The organism is Microvirga sp. GN3, assembly GCF_055792825.1.
Genome location: NZ_JBVVAK010000031.1, coordinates 41,147 through 65,109, shown reverse-complemented (window position 1 = coordinate 65,109; position 23,963 = coordinate 41,147). Strand labels below are relative to the sequence as shown.

General features: G+C 59.0%; 19 protein-coding genes, 1 tRNA gene and 1 pseudogene. 7 read left to right on the top strand and 14 right to left on the bottom strand.

Features of this window, described 5'->3' with window-relative positions; all coding sequences use genetic code 11:
• Positions 1-94 precede the first annotated feature (94 nt).
• From ACS5Q1_RS16765 to ACS5Q1_RS16755, 3 genes are all read right to left on the bottom strand, one after another.
• Positions 95-2,890 carry a tetratricopeptide repeat protein gene (locus ACS5Q1_RS16765; RefSeq protein ID WP_473099276.1) on the bottom strand — a complete coding sequence of 932 codons (2,796 nt, stop codon included), beginning with the start codon at positions 2,888-2,890 and terminating at the stop codon, positions 95-97.
• Between the two features lie 128 nt (positions 2,891-3,018).
• Complete coding sequence (locus ACS5Q1_RS16760; RefSeq protein WP_473099275.1) at positions 3,019-4,116, bottom strand: alginate lyase family protein; 1,098 nt, start codon at positions 4,114-4,116, stop codon at positions 3,019-3,021.
• A gap of 7 nt (positions 4,117-4,123) precedes the next feature.
• The gene (locus tag ACS5Q1_RS16755) at positions 4,124-6,847 is read right to left on the bottom strand and encodes a NosD domain-containing protein (protein ID WP_473099274.1); all 2,724 of its coding nucleotides are present in this window, start codon (positions 6,845-6,847) and stop codon (positions 4,124-4,126) included.
• 162 nt (positions 6,848-7,009) lie between these two features.
• On the opposite strand from ACS5Q1_RS16755, the gene ACS5Q1_RS16750 reads away from it, so the two are divergent.
• Positions 7,010-7,237: a hypothetical protein gene (locus tag ACS5Q1_RS16750; RefSeq protein ID WP_473099273.1), complete on the top strand. Its 228-nt coding sequence runs from the start codon at positions 7,010-7,012 to the stop codon at positions 7,235-7,237.
• Here the strand turns inward: ACS5Q1_RS16750 and ACS5Q1_RS16745 are convergent.
• Genes ACS5Q1_RS16745 through ACS5Q1_RS16730 form a run of 4 tightly spaced genes read right to left on the bottom strand, consistent with a single transcriptional unit; the run spans position 7,227 to position 12,762 of the window.
• A complete protein-coding gene (locus ACS5Q1_RS16745; protein WP_473099272.1) occupies positions 7,227-8,645 on the bottom strand; it encodes a mannose-1-phosphate guanylyltransferase/mannose-6-phosphate isomerase in 1,419 nt (472 codons plus the stop codon). The two genes, ACS5Q1_RS16750 and ACS5Q1_RS16745, sit on opposite strands and share 11 nt — an antisense overlap.
• A 53-nt stretch (positions 8,646-8,698) precedes the next feature.
• Positions 8,699-9,907, bottom strand: coding sequence for a PilZ domain-containing protein (locus tag ACS5Q1_RS16740; RefSeq protein WP_473099271.1), 1,209 nt, complete (start codon positions 9,905-9,907; stop codon positions 8,699-8,701).
• A gap of 31 nt (positions 9,908-9,938) precedes the next feature.
• The gene (locus tag ACS5Q1_RS16735; RefSeq protein WP_473099270.1) at positions 9,939-11,480 is read right to left on the bottom strand and encodes a glycosyltransferase; all 1,542 of its coding nucleotides are present in this window, start codon (positions 11,478-11,480) and stop codon (positions 9,939-9,941) included.
• On the bottom strand, positions 11,452-12,762 hold the full coding sequence (locus ACS5Q1_RS16730) for a nucleotide sugar dehydrogenase (protein WP_473099269.1): 1,311 nt from the start codon (positions 12,760-12,762) through the stop codon (positions 11,452-11,454). The genes ACS5Q1_RS16735 and ACS5Q1_RS16730 overlap by 29 nt, the downstream gene beginning before the upstream one ends.
• 707 nt (positions 12,763-13,469) lie before the next feature.
• Between ACS5Q1_RS16730 and ACS5Q1_RS16725 the strand changes: the two genes are divergently transcribed.
• Together ACS5Q1_RS16725 and ACS5Q1_RS16720 are read left to right on the top strand one after the other, a co-directional pair.
• Positions 13,470-13,952 carry a transglycosylase SLT domain-containing protein gene (locus ACS5Q1_RS16725; protein ID WP_473099268.1) on the top strand — a complete coding sequence of 161 codons (483 nt, stop codon included), beginning with the start codon at positions 13,470-13,472 and terminating at the stop codon, positions 13,950-13,952.
• Between the two features lie 246 nt (positions 13,953-14,198).
• A complete protein-coding gene (locus tag ACS5Q1_RS16720; protein ID WP_473099267.1) occupies positions 14,199-14,816 on the top strand; it encodes a 3'-5' exonuclease in 618 nt (205 codons plus the stop codon).
• Between the two features lie 14 nt (positions 14,817-14,830).
• Here the strand turns inward: ACS5Q1_RS16720 and ACS5Q1_RS16715 are convergent, their stop codons facing one another.
• Positions 14,831-15,052, bottom strand: a complete 222-nt coding sequence (locus tag ACS5Q1_RS16715; protein ID WP_203442827.1) for a hypothetical protein — start codon at positions 15,050-15,052, stop codon at positions 14,831-14,833.
• Positions 15,053-15,742: 690 nt separating this feature from the next.
• On the opposite strand from ACS5Q1_RS16715, the gene ACS5Q1_RS16710 reads away from it, so the two are divergent.
• Positions 15,743-16,477, top strand: a complete 735-nt coding sequence (locus ACS5Q1_RS16710) for a TerC family protein (RefSeq protein ID WP_473099266.1) — start codon at positions 15,743-15,745, stop codon at positions 16,475-16,477.
• A gap of 310 nt (positions 16,478-16,787) precedes the next feature.
• On the top strand, positions 16,788-18,302 hold the full coding sequence (locus tag ACS5Q1_RS16705; protein WP_473099265.1) for a sensor domain-containing diguanylate cyclase: 1,515 nt from the start codon (positions 16,788-16,790) through the stop codon (positions 18,300-18,302).
• 151 nt (positions 18,303-18,453) lie between these two features.
• Here the strand turns inward: ACS5Q1_RS16705 and ACS5Q1_RS16700 are convergent.
• The 4 genes from ACS5Q1_RS16700 to mnmA all read right to left on the bottom strand — a co-directional run bounded on the left by ACS5Q1_RS16700 (position 18,454) and on the right by mnmA (position 20,813).
• Positions 18,454-18,530: transfer RNA gene (locus ACS5Q1_RS16700), tRNA-Met, on the bottom strand.
• A 144-nt stretch (positions 18,531-18,674) separates the two neighbouring features.
• On the bottom strand, positions 18,675-18,881 hold the full coding sequence (locus ACS5Q1_RS16695; protein ID WP_246776759.1) for a hypothetical protein: 207 nt from the start codon (positions 18,879-18,881) through the stop codon (positions 18,675-18,677).
• A 113-nt stretch (positions 18,882-18,994) separates the two neighbouring features.
• Positions 18,995-19,636, bottom strand: a complete 642-nt coding sequence (locus ACS5Q1_RS16690; RefSeq protein ID WP_473099264.1) for a class I SAM-dependent methyltransferase — start codon at positions 19,634-19,636, stop codon at positions 18,995-18,997.
• Positions 19,637-19,658: 22 nt separating this feature from the next.
• The gene (gene mnmA / locus ACS5Q1_RS16685; protein WP_473099263.1) at positions 19,659-20,813 is read right to left on the bottom strand and encodes a tRNA 2-thiouridine(34) synthase MnmA; all 1,155 of its coding nucleotides are present in this window, start codon (positions 20,811-20,813) and stop codon (positions 19,659-19,661) included.
• Positions 20,814-21,197: 384 nt separating this feature from the next.
• Here mnmA and sciP point away from each other — a divergent pair, with 384 nt between their 5' ends.
• Positions 21,198-21,473, top strand: a complete 276-nt coding sequence (gene sciP / locus ACS5Q1_RS16680) for a CtrA inhibitor SciP (RefSeq protein WP_099510864.1) — start codon at positions 21,198-21,200, stop codon at positions 21,471-21,473.
• A gap of 245 nt (positions 21,474-21,718) precedes the next feature.
• Positions 21,719-21,922 (top strand): annotated as a pseudogene (locus tag ACS5Q1_RS16675) (helix-turn-helix domain-containing protein); the annotation flags it as partial.
• Between the two features lie 14 nt (positions 21,923-21,936).
• Here the strand turns inward: ACS5Q1_RS16675 and ACS5Q1_RS16670 are convergent.
• Positions 21,937-22,764: a class I SAM-dependent methyltransferase gene (locus ACS5Q1_RS16670; protein WP_473099262.1), complete on the bottom strand. Its 828-nt coding sequence runs from the start codon at positions 22,762-22,764 to the stop codon at positions 21,937-21,939.
• Positions 22,761-23,774 (bottom strand): lysylphosphatidylglycerol synthase domain-containing protein, encoded by a 1,014-nt coding sequence (locus tag ACS5Q1_RS16665; protein WP_473099261.1) that lies wholly within the window; start codon positions 23,772-23,774, stop codon positions 22,761-22,763. The genes ACS5Q1_RS16670 and ACS5Q1_RS16665 overlap by 4 nt, the downstream gene beginning before the upstream one ends.
• Between the last annotated feature and the right edge of the window lie 189 nt (positions 23,775-23,963).

The following is a 23,963-nucleotide window of genomic DNA, read 5'->3' as shown; positions in this document are numbered from 1 at the left end:
GCCGGTAGACTTAGGGAAGATTGCCATTCCTGTTCTCCGCCCCATCCCATTCGTCCAGTCTTCTGCCATCCGGTTTCGGTCATTCTTCAAGCTCTTAACCCGGCGTCGCATTTGTTTGTTTTGCAAGAGCTTTCGCAGCCTGCGAATGACCGGCATGAGCTGCTTTCTCGAGCCACCCCCGAGCCATCGCTCGATCTTTATCGGATGATGCTTGCTGGTAGCGAAGTGCCATCCTGTACATGGCGCCGGCATGCCCATTCTCGGCTGCCTGCTTAAGCCAACGGTCGGCTTCGCGCGCATTCGGCTTTGCGCCAATGTCGTTGAGTCGGTAGAGCTCGAACATCGCGTCGGACGAATTGAGACTCGCTGCTCTCTCCAGCCATGTCTTGGCAAGAGCTGGATCAGCCTGCGTACCGACCCCGTTCATCAAGGCACGCGCAACCTCGATCATGGCAATGGGGGATCCGCCCTCTGCCGCGCGCAGATAAGAGGCGAACGCTCCTTCGGCGTCGACAGCTGCACCCAGGCCGGATAGTTTGGCGCTGCCGAGTTGGATCTTCGCTTCGTTCTGTCCGGCCTCACCGGCCATCGCTAGCCATTGCTCAGATTCTCGGCTGTCGCGCTCCACTCCCGCGCCGTAGAGATACGCCATACCAAGACGCATCTGCCCATCCCGATCGCCCTGGCGCGCAGCCTGGGCATAAAACTCAGCTGCCAGCTTGCGATCCTGAGTGACGCCCACGCCGCGGGCATAGGCATCTCCCAGCGCGATTTGCACCTTGGTGTCGCCAGGCTCCTCGTTATAGATCTCCCGATAGAGGGCTATGGCCCGGACAGGATCGCGAGGAACGCCATCGCCATCACGATAGGCCTTGGCAAGGATGAAACGTGCCCCGTCGTGACCGAGCTGTGCGGCTCGCCGGAGGAGAGATTCTGCCCGCACAGGATCGCGCTTCACCCCTGTCCCCTGCAGGAGCGCCGTTGCCAGAAGCGTCATGGCCTCCGCGTTGTTTCGTCGAACCAATGTTTCCAGTACGGACGCACCATGCTCGATCGAGCCTGCATCAGGGAAATTGAGATATAAAAGGGCTATCCTGCCCAACTGTCCGTCATCGCCAGCCATCGCCTTCTCGGCGGCGACAAGCCACCGGCGGGCTGCATTCTGCTGTTCTGCCGTCGGCTGATGTAAGAGATAAACCTCGGCGAGCTGCAAGGCCGCTTCAGGACTTCCGCTCTCGGCCGCCTTTCTAAGCGTCGCTTCGGCCAACGTGCGCTCGCCGCGCGCAAGATAGAGTTTGGCCAGGGCGATCGGAGCACGGGCATCACCGGCCTTGATCGCCTTCTCGAGCGAGTCGCGCGCCAGATTGAAATGGCCCGGACCTCCAGCCCGTGAATAGAGCTCACTCAGCTCTACCATGGCAGAACCGCTACCGGCTGCCGCCGCACGACTGAACCAAGTCGCAGCCAGCGCCTGATCCTGCGGCACCCCCCTGCCGTCGTTGAACATCTTGCCCAGCCGGGTCATGGCAATCGCACTGTTGGTCGCGGCGCCCTTGCGATACCATTCCAGGGCCTGTGGCGCTTCCATGCCGGAAGATCGGCTGGCATAAAGATCGCCGAGACGGACATAGGCGACCGGCGATCCGCTTTCGGCTGCCCTCAGATACCAGCGCAGGGCCTCGGCCTGGGGTTCCGATACTCCACTGCCCCGCAAAAGGGCGTCTCCCATGGTGACCGCTGCTTTCACATGGCCGTGCTCAGCCGCTGTCCGAAGGCGCTCGATCGCCGTCTTGCGCATACTGTCCGTCGCAGCATCCTGATAAGCAAGTGCAGTGCGCGCGAACTCGTAGAATGCTGTTAAGTTGTCGTTGGTCGCCGCCCTGTCGAATAGCTTAAGCGCCAGAGGCACGTCACGGTCGATGAGAACGCCATCGCGAAGATGACGGCCTAGCGCAAGCAGAGCGGTCACGTCATCATCAACACGTCGAACGGCTTCGGCGAGAAGCCCTTTCGCCACCTCGCGTCCATCAGGTCCGTACTGGCTGCGGATTTCTGCCGCGAGGACCAGAGCCCGGGGAGCCTTTGTCTCGATGGCTCGATTGAGCCAGAGATCGGCCACGCCTGCCTGCACGCCGAGCGCTGCGCCGTTGTAAGGATCCTCCGCAAGGATCATGGCTGCCTCGATGGATCCGCGCTGGGCAGCCTTCTCGAAGGCAATTCTCGCCTCCTGCGGCTGGCGCAACGCCGACTTCGGATCGGCGCGCAGGCGCCCCAAGCGCAAAGCAGCCTCGCCGTCGTCCAAGTCTGTGGCGCGCTGATACCACTCGACGGCGGCGCTCATCCTTTCCGGCCCGTTAGCGGTCGTCCGATAATGATCGGCCAAAATCCTGGCTGCCTCGGCCGATCCTTGCTGCGCCTTTTGGAACAGAAGCCTTAGTCCCTGAGACGCGAAGATGTTCGCCTTTGTCGGGTCAGTCTCAAGGCGAGCGAGTTCGAGGCCGGCCGGGCCGTACTCGGACCGAAGAGCGATCTGATAGAGATTCTTGACCCCCTCCGGATCCTGCTTGCCTCCGATCCCGGCTTCCATCAGGCCGGCGAGGACAAAGGCTGCCTCATGGTTCTGCAGGGCTGCGGCACGACGCAGCAATTCGGCTGCTCGCTCTACGGAAGCCTGATCCTTGTCGCGCGTCAGCATCAATTTGGCACGCCGTAATGCCGCCGACGGCCAGTGAGCCCCTGGCATCGTCAGGGCCTGATCGTAAAGCCGAATTGCGTCATCCACCTGCGGGACTTTGAGCGGGTTCGTTTCGCTCACGGGCAAGCCATCTTGAAGCAGCTGAGCTCGTTCCATGAGAGCGGCCGGATCGTCGCGCTGCTTCAGCTGTTCCACTCTCTCCATGAGGCTGCGAAACCGATCTCGCAGTTCAACCTCGGTCACTCCTTGAGCCAATGCCGGAAGGGGCGAAAGACACGTCAGCACTATGAGAATGCTGAGCAGCCGTAGAGGTGATCGGTCCATCAACGCCCCCAAAAGCATGTGGCGTTACCGCCGACGAGTTCATCGATGAGTGGCCGGTCAGGCCGGAGACTGCGCGTCAACAGCGTCTTGAGTCTTTTCGTGGCAAGTCCAGCCCGCTCCCGAGCCACGACAGGCTCTACCCAGGCCATGTAATGACGTCCTTGATTGCGCTTCGTCATGAAGTTCATGTCCTGACGGCGAAAATCCGCTTCTGCACCTGGGTTATCGTTCTCCGAGGCATAGGCCATGACCACCCCAGGCTCTGTAATGCCGTTGAGGAGATATGAAAGAAGGCGATCATAGTTCGCGGCGCCTTCACGAATGCCGTAGAGATCCGTCCCGCGCGTGGCAGCGATCTCGGCCATGACGGTCAGGCTCGTCAATGAGTGGCGCATGAACCATAGGGCACGGGCGCCCCGATGCGTTTCCAGGGCCAAGCTTCCATCGGGACGCGCCTCTGCCAGGACAGCGCGATATCCGCGGAGGCCTTTGTCATAGAGAGTATCGTCCCCCGCGACGGCGCCCCAAGCCATACGAATGCTGTCGGTCAAGGAATGCTGATGGTCGTGACCGGCATCGGTGTCGAAAGCCTGATCGATCTTGCGAACGAGAGAATCGATCCACGCCGAAACGATCCGCCGTTGACTCTCGTCCAAGCCACGATTCAAGACGGAATAGGCCGCGATGGTCGGCAGAAGTGCGCGCTCCACCCCATAGTAGCTGTCACCGTCGACTTCCGTGTTCTCGAAAGCTCTCGCTCTAGCCCAAGAGAGCAGAAGATCTCGCAGAGACATCTCCGAGGCAGGATCTCCAGCCAGGGTCCGTCCGGCCAGCACCATCACAGCCCACGCATAGTTATTTGCGCCTCCATCTGTACCGGAGACATCGGCTGCTTTGAGTCCGTCGACTGGTTTGAGGTTGGTCCAAGCAGGGTCGCGAGGAGTTGCAAGGCACGCGGCTCGGATACTCGCGAGGGCTGGCTGTGCAAGTGCCGCGCGCCGGGCGTCCACATCGAACAGCCCCTGCCCGTTCGTCTGGGCGTAGGACGGCACCGTTGCAAGTAGGCTCAAGACCGAGAAGACAAGAATCCGTCTCATGCTGTTCCTAGGTCCCTTGAGACGAACTTGAGAAGGCCCGGTGTTGAACGCTTCCATTGATATCGGTGCAGTCGGATCCGGCATGAGCGTTGAATATCTGAAGATCGGCCTCTCCCTCGAAGTACCCCATATCTCTGAGCCGACAGGACGATACGGGCTTCGCTGGTCGGCAAGCGCTCGCGATGAGCACATCGGCCTGGGAGGCAAGGCGCAGGATCGGCCCTTCCAACCCACGGATATCCCCACCGAGCAACCGTCTGGATTGCTTCACGAAACGATTGGAAAACATTGTCAGGCCCGAAACGCCCTGCGTATTGATTCCGACCCCGTTCGAAGAGAAGCTGTTGTTTCTGAGAGATAGACTGGTCAAGGGGGCGTAATGCCCGGCATCGCCTCCCTGGCCATCCGATCCCTTGGATTTGGGAATGTTTGCGATATAGGCGCTGACACCGGCATTGGCGTTCGCGTCGATCCTGTTTCCGTATGCCGCAACATCAAAGCTGTTGCGAATCTTCAATCCATCCCGCCTGTTTCCCGCAAGATGGTTGTTCGTCAGTACATTACAGGAACTCTCGAAGAGGGTCACTCCATCCTGGGTATTCTGGAATGAACTGTTGGCGTAGAGGATATTGTTCGTGCTGTTGCGGTCGAGAATGATTCCTGAGCCTGCATTGCCGAATGATAGATTGCCGACGATCAAGCTGTCATCAGCATCACGAGACACTGTAATCCCATGTCTGAGCATGGTTCCGTAGACTGTATTGAAGGCAATGACGCCCCTTTCGGATCCATCGTGGGCGTCCACTCCGTAGACGATGCTGTCCCGATATTCGTTTCCGACAACCTGGATTCGTTCGGCGTCATAGGAGTGGAAGCCGACATAGAGGTTCCGAAACACGCTATCGACGATAGTTCCTGTAGGACGTGCCTGGTCCCGCAACTCGGCAACACGATCCGGACCTGACGAATAAGTCAACCCAAATGACTTGACGCTGTCATAGCCTAGGGCGGTCAGAACAGAGGATGCCACATTCATGCGGCCATCCCCCCAGGTCAGAAGGAAAGGGCGAAACAGACCCGACTTCTCATTGTCGGACCATAAAGGCTGCCCTGCCTTTTCGTCGTAACCTACGATCTCCGCATCGACGATGTCGACTTCGCCCGCATTGACGATGAAAGCTCCGGCAATGGCGCTTAATTTGTAAACCGGCATGTCCAGGCGCGACAGGATGAGCGTCGCACCGGGAGCAACGAAGATGGGGGCTCGTATGATAAGGGCATCGCCGTCATGGGCGATCAGATCGCGTGCATCGGTTCCCTGCAACTGACGCGCGACCATGCCCAAGGTCGCAGTTCCGCTCTGAACGACGATGATCCGCGGTGAGGGCAAACCCTGATACCGGATCGCCTGTTCGAGACGCGTGCCCCCACCCTCGCTATCTTCGAGGAATTTCGCAATATAGGGATTATGATTGGCAAAGGTGCTCGCGACAACGGCACCGCCAGGCCAGGGCATGTTTGCTCGTATATCGGCCGAGGTTGCAAACTTGCTCGGCATCGAAACTCGAATAATTGTCGGCTTGGCCGTATCCATCTTGATCAGCGCAAGACCTCTGCGGGTCTGGATCTCCTGATCGGTCTCCTCCGCCGGAGAAACAACGGCACCGACATCCTCAGGATGTTCACCGGGCTGATCGCTCTTAGGCATCATGAGTTGATTGGCCCGGATCTCGGCCACACGTCGAAAGGCCTTCGATCGAACCCGATCGTCTCCGACGGAGCGGAGGAGATCAGCAGCATGCATTCCGGTGTCGAGCAGCGCGGCAAGTTCAAAGGCGATGTTTACCTTGTCATCGTCGTTGGATACTTGACTGAGAGCATCTCTCAACAAAGCATCAGAAACGTGGTTGCGATGTCTCCGCTCGAGAAGATTCCTGACTTCCGAGGGAATGCGCAAATCGCCTTCGGTCTTCCACCCTGTCTCGCCGATTTCAGTCTTCCTGACAGAATCGTCATTGCTTGAAGGGGAAAGCTGTTCGGCCATTTTGTCATAGCCGGCTTTCTTCAGTTCAGTGGCAACGATGAGCTGGAATGAAGTTTTTCCGGCCCCTTCCTCCATGCTATTGACGAGCTCGACAGCTCGGAGCGGCGCCCCGCGTCCCACGTCATTCTTTACGATAACCGCTAAGGCCGCCTGCTGCCTGGAGCTATCGAAGAAACCTTGTGCCGCCGCAAGAGCAACCTCTCGGTCCTGACGCTCGATGGCGGTTTCAAGTAATGCTGAGAGAATTTCATCTCGATCCTTGCTGTCCGGCAATGCGAGGGCCAAAGAAACACCGGCCGTTCGATCTCCCACCGCCATACGCTTCTTGGCTTCGACCCTCAATTTGGCTTCTGTCGGCTTTTCCAAAGCGGTGCCCTTGAGTTGCTCCCGTGCCAGCGCGTGGCGCGCATAGGCCTGGCCACGGGCAGTTGGAATCAAACCAATGGCGCGGTTTGCCAAAGCTAACCCAGGAGTGCCGAGACCCGATGCAGCGCGAGCCGCCGCATTCAAGGCACCCGAGCGCGTACCGGCTTCTGAGATCGACCCAGCCGTTTCCAGCGCCAGAGATGCATACCTTAATGCGCGGCCTTGAAGACCCGCTTTGGTGTACGCATAAGCGACTTCAACAAAGGCCGCAGCCCGGTAGGCCGGCGATCTCTGCTCGCTTGCGATCTGGTGAAGGATCACCCCGGCCTCCACTCGATCAGCTCCGATCTGGACTCCCGCAAGGTCCCCGAGCGAAGCCTGGAGAAGCATTGCGCTAACCATGTCGTGATCGAGCCCCTCGTCAGCCAGACGGGTGAGCTCCGCACGGGCCCCATCCCTGAGCTCACCTGAGCCAAGAGTGCCTTGGCCGGCGAATTTTTCCAGGAGTTTGATCCTTGCCCGGACAACCTGATAAAGAGCGGCTTTCTGCTTCGAGCTGGCGTTGTTCTGCTCGGCGGCGACGAAGGCTTGGCGAGCCTCTTCCGCCAGGCGCATGACCTCATTGCCATCCTGCGCCATGGCGCCGGAAGCAAGCACCATCGACAGGACGAGAGAAGTTATCTTCAGGCGACGTTGACCGTCAGCTCGTGACGATACGGTCATACTGATCCTCCAGACGCACGATGTCGTCCTCGCCGAGATACGTGCCGCACTGAACCTCGATCAGGTGTAACTCCTCATCGCCGATGTTCTCGAGCCTATGGACATCTCCCTTCGGGATATAGACTGACTCGTTTGCCGTCATGACGAAGACCCTTTCGCCGACGGTAACCCGTGCGGTTCCCGAAACGACGGTCCAATGCTCCGAGCGGTGGTGATGGTATTGCAGCGATAAACGTCCCGCCACATCCACGACGATGTGCTTGACCTGGAAGGTCTCACCTACACGCAAGGACTCATAGGACCCCCAGGGTCGGCGCACTTTCCGGTGAAGAGCCGCCTCCGAGCGCTTCGAAGCGGAAAGCTCAGCCGCCAGGCGGCCGACGTTCTGAGCCTGATCCAACGAACCGACGAGAACGGCATCAGCGGTGTCGATCACGACAATCTTCTCGACGCCCATGACTGCTACAAGGCGGGAATTTCCGTGAACATAGCTGTCGCGCACATCCTGGAGCAGCGTATCACCACGGGACACATTCCCATTCCCGTCCTTAGAACCAATATCCCAGAGCGCGGACCACGAGCCAAGATCCCTCCACTTGGGCGCGACGGGAATGCAGACGAGTCGATCGCTGCGCTCCATGACGGCGTAGTCGATTGAGATGACGGGCGCCGTATCGAACTCTGCCGCGAGGCGAATGGTATCATTGCCCCGTTGAGCCGTCGCGAGAGCGCGACGGGCACAAGCCAGAACTTCAGGCGCATGTCGATCGAGTTCATCAAGGATCGTGCGAGCGGTGAACATGAAGATCCCGCTGTTCCAGAGGTGCCGCTCCCCGGCGACCAGCGCCTCGGCGACAGCGCGTCCCGGCTTCTCGACAAAGCCTGCAACCTTGAAGCTCGCATGGTCGAAAGCTTCGTCGAGCTTGATATAGCCGAACCCCGTTTCCGGATGCGTAGGACGGATGCCGAAGAGTACGATCCGTCCCTGACGCGCGGCTTGTGCGGCCTGCGCAACGGCCTGAGAGAAAATGTCGGCTTTCTCCATGATGTGATCGCTTGGAGCAACAAGCATCAGCCGATCCGGATCCTCCTCCGCGATCAAAGCCGCTGCGGCCGCAATTGCCGGTCCCGTGCTGCGAACGCATGGCTCAACCAGCAACCGTGCGGCCCCCGTGTTCAACTGCCTGATTTCCCGCAAGGCGAGATCACGATGATTCGTATTCACGACGATAATCGGCTCTGCATACTGCTCGGTGCGGAACCGCTGAACAGTCTGCTGGAACAGGCTGACCTCACCGGAAAGGGCATGAAACTGCTTTGGCTCGCTGGAACGTGAAACCGGCCAAAGTCGGGTGCCGGAGCCACCGCACATCAGAACCGGGATGATGTTGTCCATTTCTAATCTCCAAGATCTTCAAGTATGACCTTCGAAACGTGATCCGGAGCGGATCATTCCTGGGGTCTAAGTCCGGCAAGGCGCCTCCCACTGTCGACATCCGGCTCTCTGGCCTTTTTTGCTGCCGCTGCCACTTCGTTATCCTGTCCGAAGACGGCACTGATCTTTTCCCCGGCCCACATCATTGCCGCTTGAAGTTTGCTGGCTGTAGCGGCAACTGAAGATCCGGAGAAGGTATTGAAGACAACCGATACCGGCTGCCCGATGGAGGACATTTCGAGTTCGCGCCCCGGCGCGAGCTTCACGATGAAGGGGCCGGTCGAGGCGGCGTCGCTGGCGAGGGAGGGTAAGCGCTCGATCTGGCTCTCCCGCACGCGTGTGCCATCGGCATATTCGATCACGGCGCTGGCTCCACGGTAGAAGCGCAGAAGCTGATCATGAGGAATGCTGGCGGTGACGTAAGGAGTGCTCGTCTTCTCGCGAAGTGCCAGGATCGGTGCTCCCTCTCGGACGAAGTTGGCAGCCCGGCTATAACGAGTCTGAACGATGCAGTTGCAGGGACTGTCGATGACGACGCTGGTGCCCTGCGGCCCCTGGATCGTCAAAAGCGGCTCGCCTGACTTTACTTCGTTGCCAGCGGCAATGAATGTGACCTGACCATTCGAAGGGGCAGGCACGGTGACGAGATCAGCGGTGATCTGGGCCGATTGAGCCGGAATGATATACATCCGCTCGAAGATCCCCATGCCGATGAAGCCGATGAGAAGTATCGTCGCGACGCCGACGCCGACATAGCCTGCGGCACTGCGCCCATGATGGGTCAGCTGGGCGAAGAATCCCTGAGGTTGAGGACGCTGGGGAACATCACGGGTTTTCCCCTCATTGCGTCGCGCGGCGACATCCAGGACATCACCCGCATCGACAATCTCGCCGGCAAGATAGGCGTCGAGGACGAACCGGAGAAGATTGTGTTGCCGCGGTGAGACATCGACGAACCGAAGGCCGACTCTGCTATGCTCTTCGGCGACATAGCGGACCTCGGCGTTGATGGGCAGGGAGAGTTCATAGCCGCTGAACGGAAAGACGAGTGTGAGCTCAAACACGCGACCGGGCTTGACGCCAAACGATCCTGTCCTCAGGCCGATCCCTCCGACAGAGACGTCAACAACGGAAATCTGCGTCCCATTGTGGATGCATCGGATGGGGATTCGGTATCGAGGATGCTGTCTTTGAACCTCAGCCTCGTGCGTGATCTTCGTCATTGCCTCAAGCTCCAAATCGATACCGTTCGCTTTAAGGGATAAAGAGCATCGGCTTCGGTGTCGGAAGCACGTCTATGCTCCAAGCAAGAACCGTCACAAATGCAACCAGTGCAAGGCTATGCATGCATGCCGACATGAAATTACTCGCGATGAGGGGGCGCTTCGCCACCTTCGCCGAGGCTGTCTTCTGTCGTGTCCATTTCTGCCGATCCAGACGGAACGTGACATGAACTTTGACCAGCGAGCCGAAAATCTGATTGAAGTAAAGGAGGAAGGGATAGAATACGGATACCCTTGGCCGCGACGCCAAAAGAGACAGGGTGAGCACATACCGCGATGCCAGAATCCACAGAGCATAGAGGAGGAGCGCATAGCCGCTGATGAAGATTCCGGCGAGCAGAGCGATCACAAATCCGACAAGAGACGTCCACATCGACATCCGCTGATCAAGAATCGCCCACCACGTAAACAGCCCGATTTTCCGTGGACCGAGCGCGAGAGCCCGCGAGTTTGTGCGCAGCATGTTGCCGAACCAGCGCACCATCAGCATCGCGGCCGCAGAGATGAAGCTCTCGGATGGAGGATCCTCGACGGTCAGAACGACGACATCGGGCACATAGAGCATCTTATAGCCATTCCGAAGTAGCCAGAACCAGCTTGACTTGTCATCGCCCGTCAGGAACTTGAACCGGCCAAGGCGCCAGTGATCGATATAGTCGAGCTCGACCTGGCGTATGAATTCGGGGTTACAGATGATGCTCGCGCGAAACATTGCCATGCGGCCTGTCAAGGTCAGAACGCGTTCCGACAATCCGACCGACGACATCAGAGTATGGCGCTGAGCAAAGCGGAGAGAATACCATTCCTGAAAGATGCGGCGGCCACGGACCTCGCTCAGTTCATCCGTCGTCAGGGCTCCGACTTGAGGATCGAGCTGGAAGAACCCTGCACATTTCCGCACCAGATCGGACGGAACAATGCTGTCTCCATCAATGACGGCGACGACGTCATCGTCGGCAGGAGCACGACGGGCGATCGCTCTGAATCCGTAGGCAAGAGCATCCCGTTTTCCTGTCCCTGCAATTCTCACCATCACAAGATCGACGTTGCCGGTATCGCCGCAAACTATCCGGAACAAGCTTTTGATGAGCCGCTGATCGCCGGCCTCCACCACTGAAGCAACGACCGTCGCTCTTCCGGGCGCCGCCAGCGCGGCCTCGAAGACGGCGCGATAGACACGCGCGGTGACTGTGCTGTCGATCCGAAATGTCGTCACCAGCAGAAAGGCATTAGGAGGCGCCTGGGCTACCGCCGCGTCTGCGGCCTCCCGCATTCGCGGGAAGCGCACTTTACGGAAGATGAGGGCACGGACGAAGTGCAGGAAGCCCCATCCATAGCGCCAGATGGCCAGGAACCCGATGGTTCCGATCATCCCGGCGCTCACGGCACTATAGGCCTGGGATGGGAGCGCAGCAGCGAATGCTGCTACGGCCACCACATAAAGCACATGTGCCCCCACCGACTCCGACAGCCGGGCGCCGCCGCTACCAGCAGATTCCTTGATAAAGGTCACCGGAACACCTTGTCTGGTCGATGCGCACGAGATCGATGAGCGGCCTATCGTCATTCAAGGCTGCCATGAGCCGCTTGGCTTCATCACGATTGCCGAGAACGAAGGCTTCCGCGTGATCGATGACTTCGTTGATATCAGCAGTCAGAAGGGAGGTAAGGTGAGGAAGATGCGCTTTGACGAACTGGAGGTTGGCTCCGGTCAGCTTCGAGACCTGGATGTTCGGATCGTAGATGCGAATATCGTAGCCGCGCCCGTAAAGACGCTCTGCAAGCTCGACTAATGGACTTTCCCGCAAGTCATCCGTTTCAGGCTTGAAGCTTAAGCCAATGATGCCGATCCGGCGTTTTCCGGTAGCAGCGACCATCGAGTATGCACGCCGCAATTGCTCTTCGTTCGCCTCCATCGTGGCGTCGAGAATGGGTGTGGGCACGTCCAGCTTGCGCGCTGCGAAGCGCAAAGCCCTCAGGTCCTTGGGAAGGCATGATCCGCCGAATGCAAATCCCGGCTTCAGGTAAGCCTTGGAGATATTCAGCCGCGTGTCTGCGCACAGAACCTCCATAACCGCATGGCCGTCAATTCCAGCTTCCTTACAGATGTTGCCGATCTCGTTCGCAAAGCTGATCTTGAGAGCATGCCATGCGTTGTTCGTGTACTTGACGGCTTCCGCCGTACGAATAGAGACGATCCTCGGTTCGACTTTGAAGATCTTATGTAGCTCGAGCAGACGTTCGACCGTCGGCTGATCGTGACGCCCGAAGATGATCGCACCTGGATCATAGTAATCGGCGATGGCAGTACTTTCCCGCAGGAACTCTGGGTAATAGGCAATGCCGAAGCCCACGCCGGCCTGACGCCCTGAAGCACGCTCAATTGCCGGTAGAACAATGCTCTCCATCGTGCCTGGCAGGATGGTCGACCGCATGACGACGGAGTGAAAAGCGTTCTTCTCTCGAATGGCCGCGCCGATCTGCTCAGCGGCAGCGCTCACATAGGCCGTGTCGAGAGAGCCGTTCGAGCGCGAGGGCGTTCCGACGCATACGAAAGATAGATCCGTCCCTTGAATAGCCTCGCGCACATCGCTTGTCGCCATCAGGCGCTTGCTGCGGATACCCCCTTGGATCAGGTCTCCCAATCCAGGTTCGACGATCGGGCTAATGCCTTCGTTGAGAGGGCCGACTTTCTGAGGATTTGGATCAACTGCAATGACGTTATGGCCATCATTGGCTAAGCATGCCGCGGAAACGGCGCCGACATAGCCAATTCCAAAAACACTAATTTGCATTAGGCTGTTCCTGCTGAATAACAGTGGAAGCGAGGCGCGAATTCTGAAAAGCGCCGGATACAGCCCAATTAAATACTACTGCTTCACCTAAAGTCGTTCCACTATTTCGGCTTGCGAGATACCCCCTAGGGACTAAACAAAGCATTACTACTTTCAAAAGCGAGCTTTAACTCATAAGAGCGTGGAATACCCCTTGCTTAATGATCCCTTCGCTCGGAGCTATTCTTACTTCTGATGCGGCGTAAGACTCGGGTTGGAATCTGGTATTTTGATCAAGTTGTCGCCGTTCGCACATGAGTATCTGCTGATCTCTACTCGCTTGCGTGAAATATTTGACGCAGTTCGTTGGGCACGACAATTATTCACCAGTCCGCCCCCTGCTTTCATGCCAAAAGCTGAACCGGATAAGTCAGCTACATTGACCTTCTGAACCTCAGCAATTTCTTGCAAAGCAATAAGAATCGATAATCTGCACGCACTTCCATACCGCCGTATCACTACCTCTTTGGGAGAGCGGCAACTGCATCTCTGAAGGATGGTGTCTGCAAGGCATCTGCCAAACAGCTTACGCTTAAGGCGCTATTGCCATGAGTGGCATCTTGGCGAGATGCATCGCATTGGTAGCTGCTCGACAGGTCCTTACAGCCAAGCTGACGTCCAATTGCCACGATTGGTGACGAGAAATTTCCTCAAACAAGGGGACCTTCATGATTTCTCGTCTTGTTCTCGCGTGTGCGGCGATCGCTTGCACCTTGCCTGCACTGGCATCCGAACGAGCCCAAATTGATGCACTTGTTGCGCAACACGCCAGGGCTCATGGCATTCCTGAAACATTGATACACCGCGTCATTAAACGCGAGAGCGGCTACAATCCACGGGCCTCCAGTCGGGGCAATTTCGGTCTCATGCAGATCCGCTATGCTACAGCGCGCGGCATGGGCTACAGAGGAACGGTCTCAGGACTTCTTGATGCCAATACCAATCTGACGTACGCAGTCCCTTATCTGGCGAACGCCTACAACGTCGCAGGCGGCAATCCGGATCGCGCAGTCGCACTTTATGCCGGCGGCTATTACTACGAAGCCAAGCGCAAGGGCTTATTGCACACTCTCAGAACAGGCACCAGCGACCCCATAGCGACCGGTTCAGTATCCGCGTCCGCCGCATTCACATCGTCCAGCGCGCGCTAGTCCGCTGCTACGACAACGTCAGTCCTGAACCATCAGAATCGTCGCACGGACCCTTAAGGATTGTGCGATATTGACGATGCGGGATTCTTCGAAAATCAGATCAGGCAGTTCCGTGTCAATGCATTTCCGGCTAATCGCCTGCATGCTGGGCAGCGCAAGGGAACGACACTCTCCTTCTGCATTTCCAGGTCAAGATAATGACTTAAACCAGTCGAACGAATGCAGACACGTGTGAGTTGATTCACGATGCCTGATCTGTCGAATATCGTGTTCCTTGATTTCGAGGCCTCCTCTCTCGGCAAACAGGGCTATCCAATCGAGGTTGCCTGGGTTTTCGCGAGTGGCGAGGAGGAGAGCTATCTCATCAGGCCCGCTGCATCCTGGACCGATTGGGATGTCAAAGCGGGAAGAATTCACGGCATTTCCAGAGAGCAGCTGAGAGCCAAGGGAACATCGCTCGAAGATGTCGCTCAACGCATGGTATCGGTTCTGGCAGGGCGTACCCTCTATGCGACGGCGCCATCATGGGATGGAAAGTGGCTGAGCAAGCTCCTGCGCACAGCAGGATTGCCGCGCCACGCGCTACGTCTTGAGGATACCGAAATGGCTCATAGAAGGATCATGCGTGACATGTTGCGGGACGCTCACATTCCAGCCGATCTTCATCGCACACTCATGCGGGACATTCTTGTGCAGGCCCAACGCGGCTATGAGGAACGTGGGCCTGCGGTACACCGTGCCCTCGCAGATGCGCAACGAGAGCGTTGTCTTTGGCTCGACATCCGCCGTCGCGCAGAAGAGATCGCGGCACAATACCGACAGGACGTCGTTCAAGCTCCCGCACCAGCAGGCCAAACAAGTTAGCTGATCTCAGCCGCTTAGTAGCCGTCCGGCAATCCGGATGCGATATCCTGATCGGGACGAGTCAGGACATCGATCCGACGACCGTCAGGCAGTTGAATGGTTCGCAGTCGCATCACCTGAAGACCCGCGTCCAGCCCTTCCTGAACCGATCCGTAACGCATAACCCGTGCACGCCGTTCAATGGCGCTACGAGGCTGTGCCTGCGACACCTGCGTGCCGGTTGCGCGCCGGCGCACAACTTGCCCTTCCCTCCTCTGGCGTCCAGACGAGCTAGTCTGCTGAGAGGAAGCGCGCGTCTTGCGCTCAACAACTGGTTTCTGCTTCGTTTGATCGTCGGTTGCTGTTTTCTGCGATGCGGTCTCGTCAGCCGGCTGAGAGTCAGCAGCCTTGGCCTCTGTCGGATATGAGACGGGGGAAGGAGCCGAATTGGGACCGGCGGCTTGAGCGGGCGGTGTCGCGGGAAGGGCCGACGGTACTGACACTGGCGCCTGGGTCTTGGTGTCGGACTCGGGCGGAGGGTCAACCCAGGGGCGTCCCGCTTGGGCAAGAGCCGCCAAGGGACTTCCCAAAACTCCCACAAGCGAGGCAGTCACCAGCCAACGTACTGAAAATCCTGCCATGACATGCCTCCAGATCATTCCATGAGGGAACGCTCCTCCTGCCATGGGCGGTTCCATTGCGCCGGCGCCGCATGGCCAACAAAGGAACTAAAGCACTGGAACCAAAGTCAATTTTGCATAGTCGACGGTGACGCGGCTTCAATGCTCATTGTTGGAAGATGTGGGTGCAGCCGCTTCCGCTTCAACGGCTCGGATATCGAGATCAGCCAATTGTGAAAGCAGCAAGCAACGACGGGATCCAGTCCAACCCCTTGCGCAAGCTCGGCAATAACCAAAATAAGGTCATGACATTATAGGAAGAGCTTCATGGACTACATATTGGCATTGACCGCGGATCCGGCGGCCTGGGCTGCCCTGGCCACGCTTGTCGTGATGGAAGTCGTGCTCGGGATCGATAACCTGATCTTCATCTCGATCCTGACCAACAAGCTGCCCGCCCATCAGCAAACGAAGGCCCGGCGCATCGGTATCGGTCTTGCCCTTATCCTTCGCTTGGGTCTGCTTGGAACCATTGCGATCATCGTCCAGCTCACAGAGCCCATCTTTACCGCTTTCGGCCATGGTTTCTCCTGGCGTGACCTGATTCTGGTTGCAGGTGGTCTGTTCCTGGTCTGGAAAGCGACCAAGGAGATCCACCACAATGTCGATCCCGATCATGGACCTGACCTCTTTGAAAGCGGAAAGGCTCAGATGAGCTTTGCCTCAGCGATCGTGCAGATCCTGCTCTTAGACCTGGTCTTTTCTATCGACAGCATCATCACGGCCGTCGGCATGACGGATCATGTACCGATCATGGTCGTGGCTGTCGTGGCCGCCGTAACCGTCATGCTTCTGGCCGCGGATCCCCTCGCCCGCTTCATCCAGGCCAATCCGTCGATCATCATGTTGGCTCTGGGCTTCCTGCTCATGATCGGCATGGTTCTGATCGCGGAAGGTTTCGGAGCCCATGTGCCGAAGGGCTACATCTACGCCGCGATGGCATTTTCGGCCTTGATCGAGGCGCTGAACATGCTCTCGAGGCGAGGCAAGAAAACACGATAAACCTCGAACCAATCGGGCGCAGTCGACAAAATCTCGACTGCGCCCGAGGTTTTTTCGCAAATCAGAGCGACCTACTCACCCGAGAAAGAAGCGGCAACCTTCAAACAAAGAACATACGCCTCACGAGACTGATCTATGTTAATAATCGATACAGATATTGCAACGTTATCTCGCGTAAAGCAGCACTGTGAAGCTTGAAGGCCAATCTTGTTAGAGCAATTGCCTATCAAATAGTTTCACACTCCCGCGTTGTAACAATCTATTAGGATCGTCTATAGAATATATTCTAACGAGATTTGTGCAGCGCCGAATGAAACGTCTGTTCTCAGAAGTCTACTTACACCTGATTGCAGGCGTGATCGCCCTGGGCATCCTCGGGATTTCGGCGCATACGCTTTGGATGGATCGCCAGAATACATGGCATGAGGCTGAAAAATCCTCGCGAAATGTGCTGACCACCATCGCGCGCGATCTCGACGGCAACCTCGAGCTGCTCGATCTGTCGCTGAAGGGAGCAATGGAGGGGCTGAGATATCTCGGCGTTCAACAACTCCCTCCAGACCTTCAATACCGGATGCTCTTTGATCGCGCCGCCTCGGCCTCCTTCATGGGAACGCTGCTGGTCGTGGATCAGGACGGTAATCTCATCGCCGATGCCGGTCCTGTCATCGCCTCGCGGTCTCTCAATGTTTCGGATCGCGAGTATTTCGTCGCGCACAAAGAGAACAACCACATCGGTCTGTATGTCAGCCGCCCCTTCGCGAGCAGAACACGGAGTGGCGACCTCAGCATCGGATTCAGCCGGAGGTTATCGGATTCAGCCGGACGCTTTGCTGGGGTTGTGATGGGATCGATGCCCCTGGCCACCATCAATCAACGGTTCGACAATCTGATCCTCGGCCAGCAAGGAGCCATCAATCTCTTCCGCTATGATGGCACCCTGCTGACGCGCTACCCTTATGATGCGAGCCAGATTAATCAGGACCTGGGTACCTCTCCGCATGTCCAGCGCCTCCTCCAGGCGAAATCCGGCACCTTCGACTCGATCTCGCCGATCGATGGCGTTCGCCGCATCATCTCCTTCGAACGGTTGAACAAGTATCCGCTCGTTCTCACCGTTGCTCTCTCCGTTGATGAGATCTTTTCGGCCTGGCAACGAAAGGCTCTCGTCCTCAGCCTTGCGACACTCGCGCTGTGTTGCGCCGTCGTCGGACTCACGTATCTGTTTCAGCGTGAATTGAAACGCCGCACGAGAGCGGAAACCAAGCTCCGGCGCATTGCGCGAACCGATGACCTGACGAGGCTGCCGAACCGTCGTGCCTTCCGCGAAACCTTCGAGCGTGAGTGGCGTCAAGCCATTCGTTCCGGCTCAGTCCTGTCGCTTCTTTTTGTCGATGCAGACTATTTCAAGAGCTTTAACGACCGCTATGGTCATGGGCGAGGCGATGAAGTTCTCCGGGGGATCGCCAGCACGCTCGAGACCAATATCCGCCGCCCTCGCGATGTCGCAGCTCGATATGGCGGAGAGGAATTTGCCATTGTCCTGCCCGAGACGGATCTTGCCGGCGCTCGGTTGATTGCCGAGAACATTCGCCAAACCATCATCGCCATGGGCATCGCGCATGAAGGCAGCCCGTATCAGATGGTGACGGCCAGCATAGGGATCGCCTCAGTCCAGCCGTCGCGCGGAAGCGAACGGGCCACTTTCCTCGATGCTGCGGACCAGGCGCTCTATCAGGCGAAAGCGGCAGGCCGGAACTGCGTGCGCAGTCCGGAGGACGGAGCCAAATTTCAGGGTACACTTCTCCCGCATGAAGCGGCCTGATCCGCGCTTAAGGGAAGTGTTGGTCGTCTCAGAGGCGACCGCGGCAAGTCCTAAAGACGAACCAAATTACAGTTGCTCCCCGACTGCATCCGAGCATGGCTCCGGGCACGTCGCCGTGCGGACCGCACGTACATTTTATCTTGGAAAGGGATGGTAGCGGAGGAGGGATTTGAACCCCCGACACAAGGATTATGATTCCTCTGCTCTGACCAACTGAGCTACTCCGCCCCGGGAAGCGGGGCTTAGCCCCGCGTCAGGCATGGGCGATATAGGGAAGGTTGCCCCCCAGTGTCAAGAAAGACGCGCGCCTAAGCTGCGGATTTGTGAAAGCCGTCCTTTGATAGGCTCCGAAAGTTCCAGCCCGCAGATCCGTCAGCCCTTCGGCTTCATGCGCCAGAGCTGAAAGCCATCGGTCGAAATCGCGTGTTCGATGGTCTTGCGGGAGAACTTGTGCGGCGGGGCCTCGCGGGAGCCCAGCGTGCCGGTCAGCCCCCAGGGCGCATATTTGGCCGGAAGCTTGCTGCCTGCCTCATCGCCCGCAAATGCATGCAGGTCGTCCTTGGCTTGGGAAGTGAACATGAAGAGGCGCATGGGAATGGCTTTCGTGCTGAACAGGTCGCCGCTCCCATGCAAATAGGGCCCGAGCCCCGAAAGTCACCTCGGTCTCAAGCCCCCTGCCAGTATGGCGGCCCTCAGGCCTTCTTCCTGATTCTCATCAGCTTGAAGAACCCAACCGGGAACAGGGACCGCAGTTCCACGACCTCCATGCGGCCGGTCCCGCGCGCCCAATCCTCGACACGGGCCGCCTTGAAGGCCGAGCTCCAGCCGATGGCTTTGACGACGGGTGAGGCCAGCTCCTCCAGGGCCGCGATCGGGCCCGAAGGCTGGCCCCAATGGTTGGCGAGCACGATCTCGCCGCCCGGCTTCAGCACGCGCATGAACTCGCTGAGGGCCGTCTCGGGCTCCGGCACGAGGGTGATGATGAACTGGGCCGTGACGGCATCGAAGCTCTCATCCGGAAAGCCGAGATGGGTGACGTCCATCACCTGCAGGCTCTTCACGTGACTGAGGCCCCTTTTCTCGACCTTGTCCTGGGCGCGGCGGAGCATGTCCTTGGAGAGATCGACCCCGTAAACCTCGGCATGCCTGGGGTAGTAGCCGAGGGACAATCCCGTGCCGACACCCGCCTCCAGCACCTTGGGACCGCAGGCGACGGCGGCATCCACGGCCGCACGAGCCGCCGGCTCGGTCAGCTTGTCGTAGACGAGGTCGTAGATCGGAGCCCAACGCGCATAGGCCTTGCGCATCAGGACGGTGGTCGCTCCATCCGTCATAAACTATCCCTAGGTAAGCACCTCAGGCCGCGGCGGGTGCGGCTTCGGCTAGCGTGCGAGCAATGGTACCCCCGCCAAGCACACGTGCCCGGGGAGCATCGCTCTCATAGATGACACAAGCTTGACCGGGAGACACCCCATCTTCGGCCGAAAACAGCTCGACCGTCGTGTGAGTTCCTGTGGATCTCAGCGTGGCCGGACGCGGCTCGCGGGTGGAGCGGACGCGCACAGCCACCTCCATCCCCTTCTCGCCCAAGGCTTCGAGGGGCACGTCACCGAGCCAGTTCATGTCCGTCACGCGGATCAGACGGGTGGCCAGAGCCTCGCGGGGACCGACCACCACCCGGGCCTCCTTGGCCTCAAGTCGCACGACATAGAGCGGCTCGCCGACGGAGAGGCCGAGCCCCTTCCGCTGCCCTACCGTGTAATGGATGATGCCCTCGTGGCGGCCGAGCACGCGGCCATCCACATGAACGATCTCGCCGCCCTGCACGGCACCGGGCTTCAAGCGCTCGATCACGTCGCTGTAGCGGCCCTGCGTCACAAAACAGATGTCCTGGCTGTCGGCCTTCTCCGCCACGGTAAGACCGAATTCGCGCGCCAGCTCGCGGGTCTTCTCCTTGGGCAACTCGCCTAAGGGGAAGCGCAGAAGGTCGAGCTGCTCCGGGGTGGTGGCATAAAGAAAATAGCTCTGGTCCCGGTCCGGATCGGCTGCCCGGTGGAGCGCACGGCGCCCGTCTGACAGGGCGCGGCTTGCCACGTAATGGCCCGTGGCAAGCACATCGGCGCCGAGCTCCCTGGCAGTCTCCAGGAGATCACGGAATTTGATGGAGCGGTTGCACTCGACGCAGGGGATCGGCGTCTCGCCCGCCAGATAGCTCTGGGTGAAGCGGTCGATCACAGCCTCGCGGAAGCGGGCCTCATAGTCGAGCACGTAATGGGGGATGCCGATGGCCTCCGCCACCCGGCGGGCATCGTAGATGTCCTGGCCGGCGCAGCAGGCGCCCTTGCGGTGAGCGGCGGCGCCATGGTCGTAGAGCTGGAGCGTGATGCCGAGGACGTCGTAACCCTCGCGCTTGAGCAGGGCTGCGACGACCGACGAATCCACGCCGCCGGACATCGCAACCACGACGCGGGTCTTCGAGGGATCGGTGGGAAGGTCTAGCGAATTGAGCATGTTTCCATCCAGAGGCGCCGTTCAAGGCGGCGCACGGGAGGGGTTTCAAAGCCCTTCTATAGCGCATCGTGCGGAAAAGTGGACCCGGTTTTCACTGGCGTGGCCCTTCGGGTCGCTGACGCGGCCCTCTGGGTCCGCACAGAACGATGGGCCAGCTCAAAGGATGAGCATCGGAATGGATCCCAAAAGTGCAAGTCCATTTTTGGGTCCGATGTTCTTGCGCCACAATTCTTAAAGGGAAAGTGTGCGGTAATAAGCCAACGTTAACGTTTATGGCTAAGCTTAGGCATTCTCGTAACCACCTGATGGGCTTAGGAAAACATTAAGTCCCGTCGCGTAGGTTCGAGCCTGTCAAAGGTCGTTGAATTTTTGTGTGAGCGTATCATGACCGAACCCCACCGCCCAAGGGTCAAGTATGTCATTGGGCCCGATGGCAGTCCCCTGACGATTGCCGACCTTCCCCCCTCCGGCACCCGCCGCTGGGTTATCCGTCGCAAAGCCGAGGTTGTCGCTGCTGTCCGCGGCGGACTGCTGAGCCTCGAAGAAGCCTGTCAGCGCTACACGCTGACCACCGAGGAATTTTTAAGCTGGCAGATGTCCATCGATCAGCATGGACTGGCCGGCCTGCGCACCACGCGTATTCAGCAATACCGGCAATAAGCACGTCCGAGAGTTCGCAATGAAAAAGGCGCTGCTCATCCGAGCCAGCGCCTTTTTCATTAGCCGGAAGCTAGGCCGTTAAGACCTTTCTAACCATACAATGAGCATAAACTCCTGAATCACTTCCCTTAAGGCAGGCTCACATCGTGCTTGGCATCCCGGTTTCGTTGGAACAGCAAGCTTCATGCCACGCGAATGCAGGTTCGGAGCCCCCTCCTGAAGCGGAACAGACCGTTGATGCCTTGAGGCGAATCCTGGTGGGGCGCACCATCGCCGATGTGGAGCGCCACCTGATCCTCGACACCCTCGCCTATTGCTTCGGCAACCGGACGCACGCCGCGCGGATCCTCGGCATCTCGATCCGGACCCTGCGCAACAAGCTGAACGAGTACATGGAGGCGGGTATCGTGGTGCCGGAGCCGGGGCAGAGGTCCACGGCCGTGGCTTAAGGACGGTTCGCGCTTTATCGCTTCCGCAGCCAGAGGCTGGTCTCGTGCGCGCCGGAGACCAGCGGCAGTTCGGACAGGATACCCCGTGACAGGGCCGAGCTGACGTCTCTCACCACATAATGGCTCGCGAAGACGAGCTCGTAACCACCGCCCTGCAGGAGCGCACCGGCGAGCAGTTGTTCGTTGTACCCGCGCCAGTCCCAGATTTCCGGGTAAGCATAGGGCAGCGTGATGTCGTGAACATGGACCAGCGTCCCGCTGGCAAGGCGCGGCAGCACGTCGAGGAAGAGGCGATCCACATCGGTGCCGGGCATGGCGATGTGGCTGGAATCGATGAAGAGAATGTCCCTGGCTTCAAGCGCCTCGAACACGGCCGGGTCCGCCTCCCGCAGGAGAGCCTGCCGATGCTCCACATTGAGCTTCTTTAACGTAGCCCGGGGAGCGGGATCGATGCAGGTGATCCGGGTGGACAACTCCTCGTCCAGCACCGCCTGGGCCATGAAACGCGTCGAGTGACCGGAGCCGATTTCCACGATCCGCCGCGGCTTCTCCCGGCGAGAGATGGCATAAGCGGCAGCCGCATCGAGACGGGGAAACCAGCTTTGATCGAAGCGTGCCGGTCCCCTGCCCTGCAGGATGGAACGCAGATCGTCCGCATGGCTCTCGATAGCCTCCAGCACCCCGGAAAAACGCGGCCACGCTGCCTCGAACAACGGACGCAGCGCCGGGTAATCCTGCGGCTCGACGCTCTCGGCATAGCGATAGGGAATGAAGAAGCCGAGCTGCTTGACGCCAAGCAGCGTCGAGAGGCCGAAGCGCAGCCGTCGCCAGGAATGGGTCATTGATCGGAGGAGGACAGGGGCGGTGGCGGCACGGATCCGTCCGCGGCCGCTATCCGGCCGCGCCAGGCCTGCGCCAGTCGTGCTCGCTCGAACATCAGGACGACAACGAGCGAGAGGCCGAAGGGGATCAGGAGGTAGAAGAGCCGGAAGATGATCAGCGCCGCCAGCACGTCCGCCTTAGGGATGTCCGGCATGGCCGTGAGGAAGACGAGCTCGAACACGCCTAGCCCTCCGGGAGCGTGGCTGACGAGCGCAGCCGAGAACGACGCCAGGAAGACGGCAAGCACGATAATGAAGCTAGGCTCGAGATGGGCCGGGAGCACGAAATAGATGATGCCGGCGGCTCCCAGAAGCTCGAGCGGGGCGGCAATCAACTGGCGCGTCATGACGGCAGGACGGGGATATTCCAGCTTGGCCTTGCGGATGACGAGCGGCGGGAGATGCAGGATGGAACCGACCACATAAAGCGCAACGAAGCCGAGAAGCAGGAAGCCGACGACGCGGGCAGTCGCCGGATTGGTGAGCATCGACGGCATAAGGTCTTCGAGACGGTGCAGCAGGGTCGGATCGGCGACCAGTACGACCCCGCCGAGGAGAATGGTGCCGAGGCCGAAGGTGAAGGAACACAAGGCCACCAGCACGGCGATCTGGGGAGCGCCCAGGCCTTTCGAGGTGTAAGCCCGGTAGCGCACGACGGCACCGGAGAAGACCGAGGCGCCGATGTTATGGGACAGGGCATAGGTCGTGAACGAGGTGATCGACACGAACAACCACGAAATATGGCGTACGCCCAAGTGCAGCAGGGCGATCCGGTCGTACCAAGCGAGCGCAGCGTAGGCGACGAGGGTGGAGAGCGCCGCCAGGGCATAGCGCTGAGGCGGAACGGCCGTCAGACTATCCCAGACATCGTCGAGGGACATGCCACGCAGCTCACGATAAAGAAGCCAGCCTGACACGACGACTGCCAGCAGCCCGATCACGGGCCAAATGAACTCACGCACATTCTTCATCGAGCCGGCAGAACTCCCTCATCGGTCTCCTCTGTGCCCACAATCCCTTTGCTCCGCAAGGGGATTATGCCTTGCTGCGGCATGACATAAGGTCCAATGCTGGCACCGGTCTGAAGGGATAGAGGCCGAGCAATTTTCGTGGAGGATGCCGGGCCGGTTGGAAGCGCTGCCGGAAGAAGCGTGACGTTG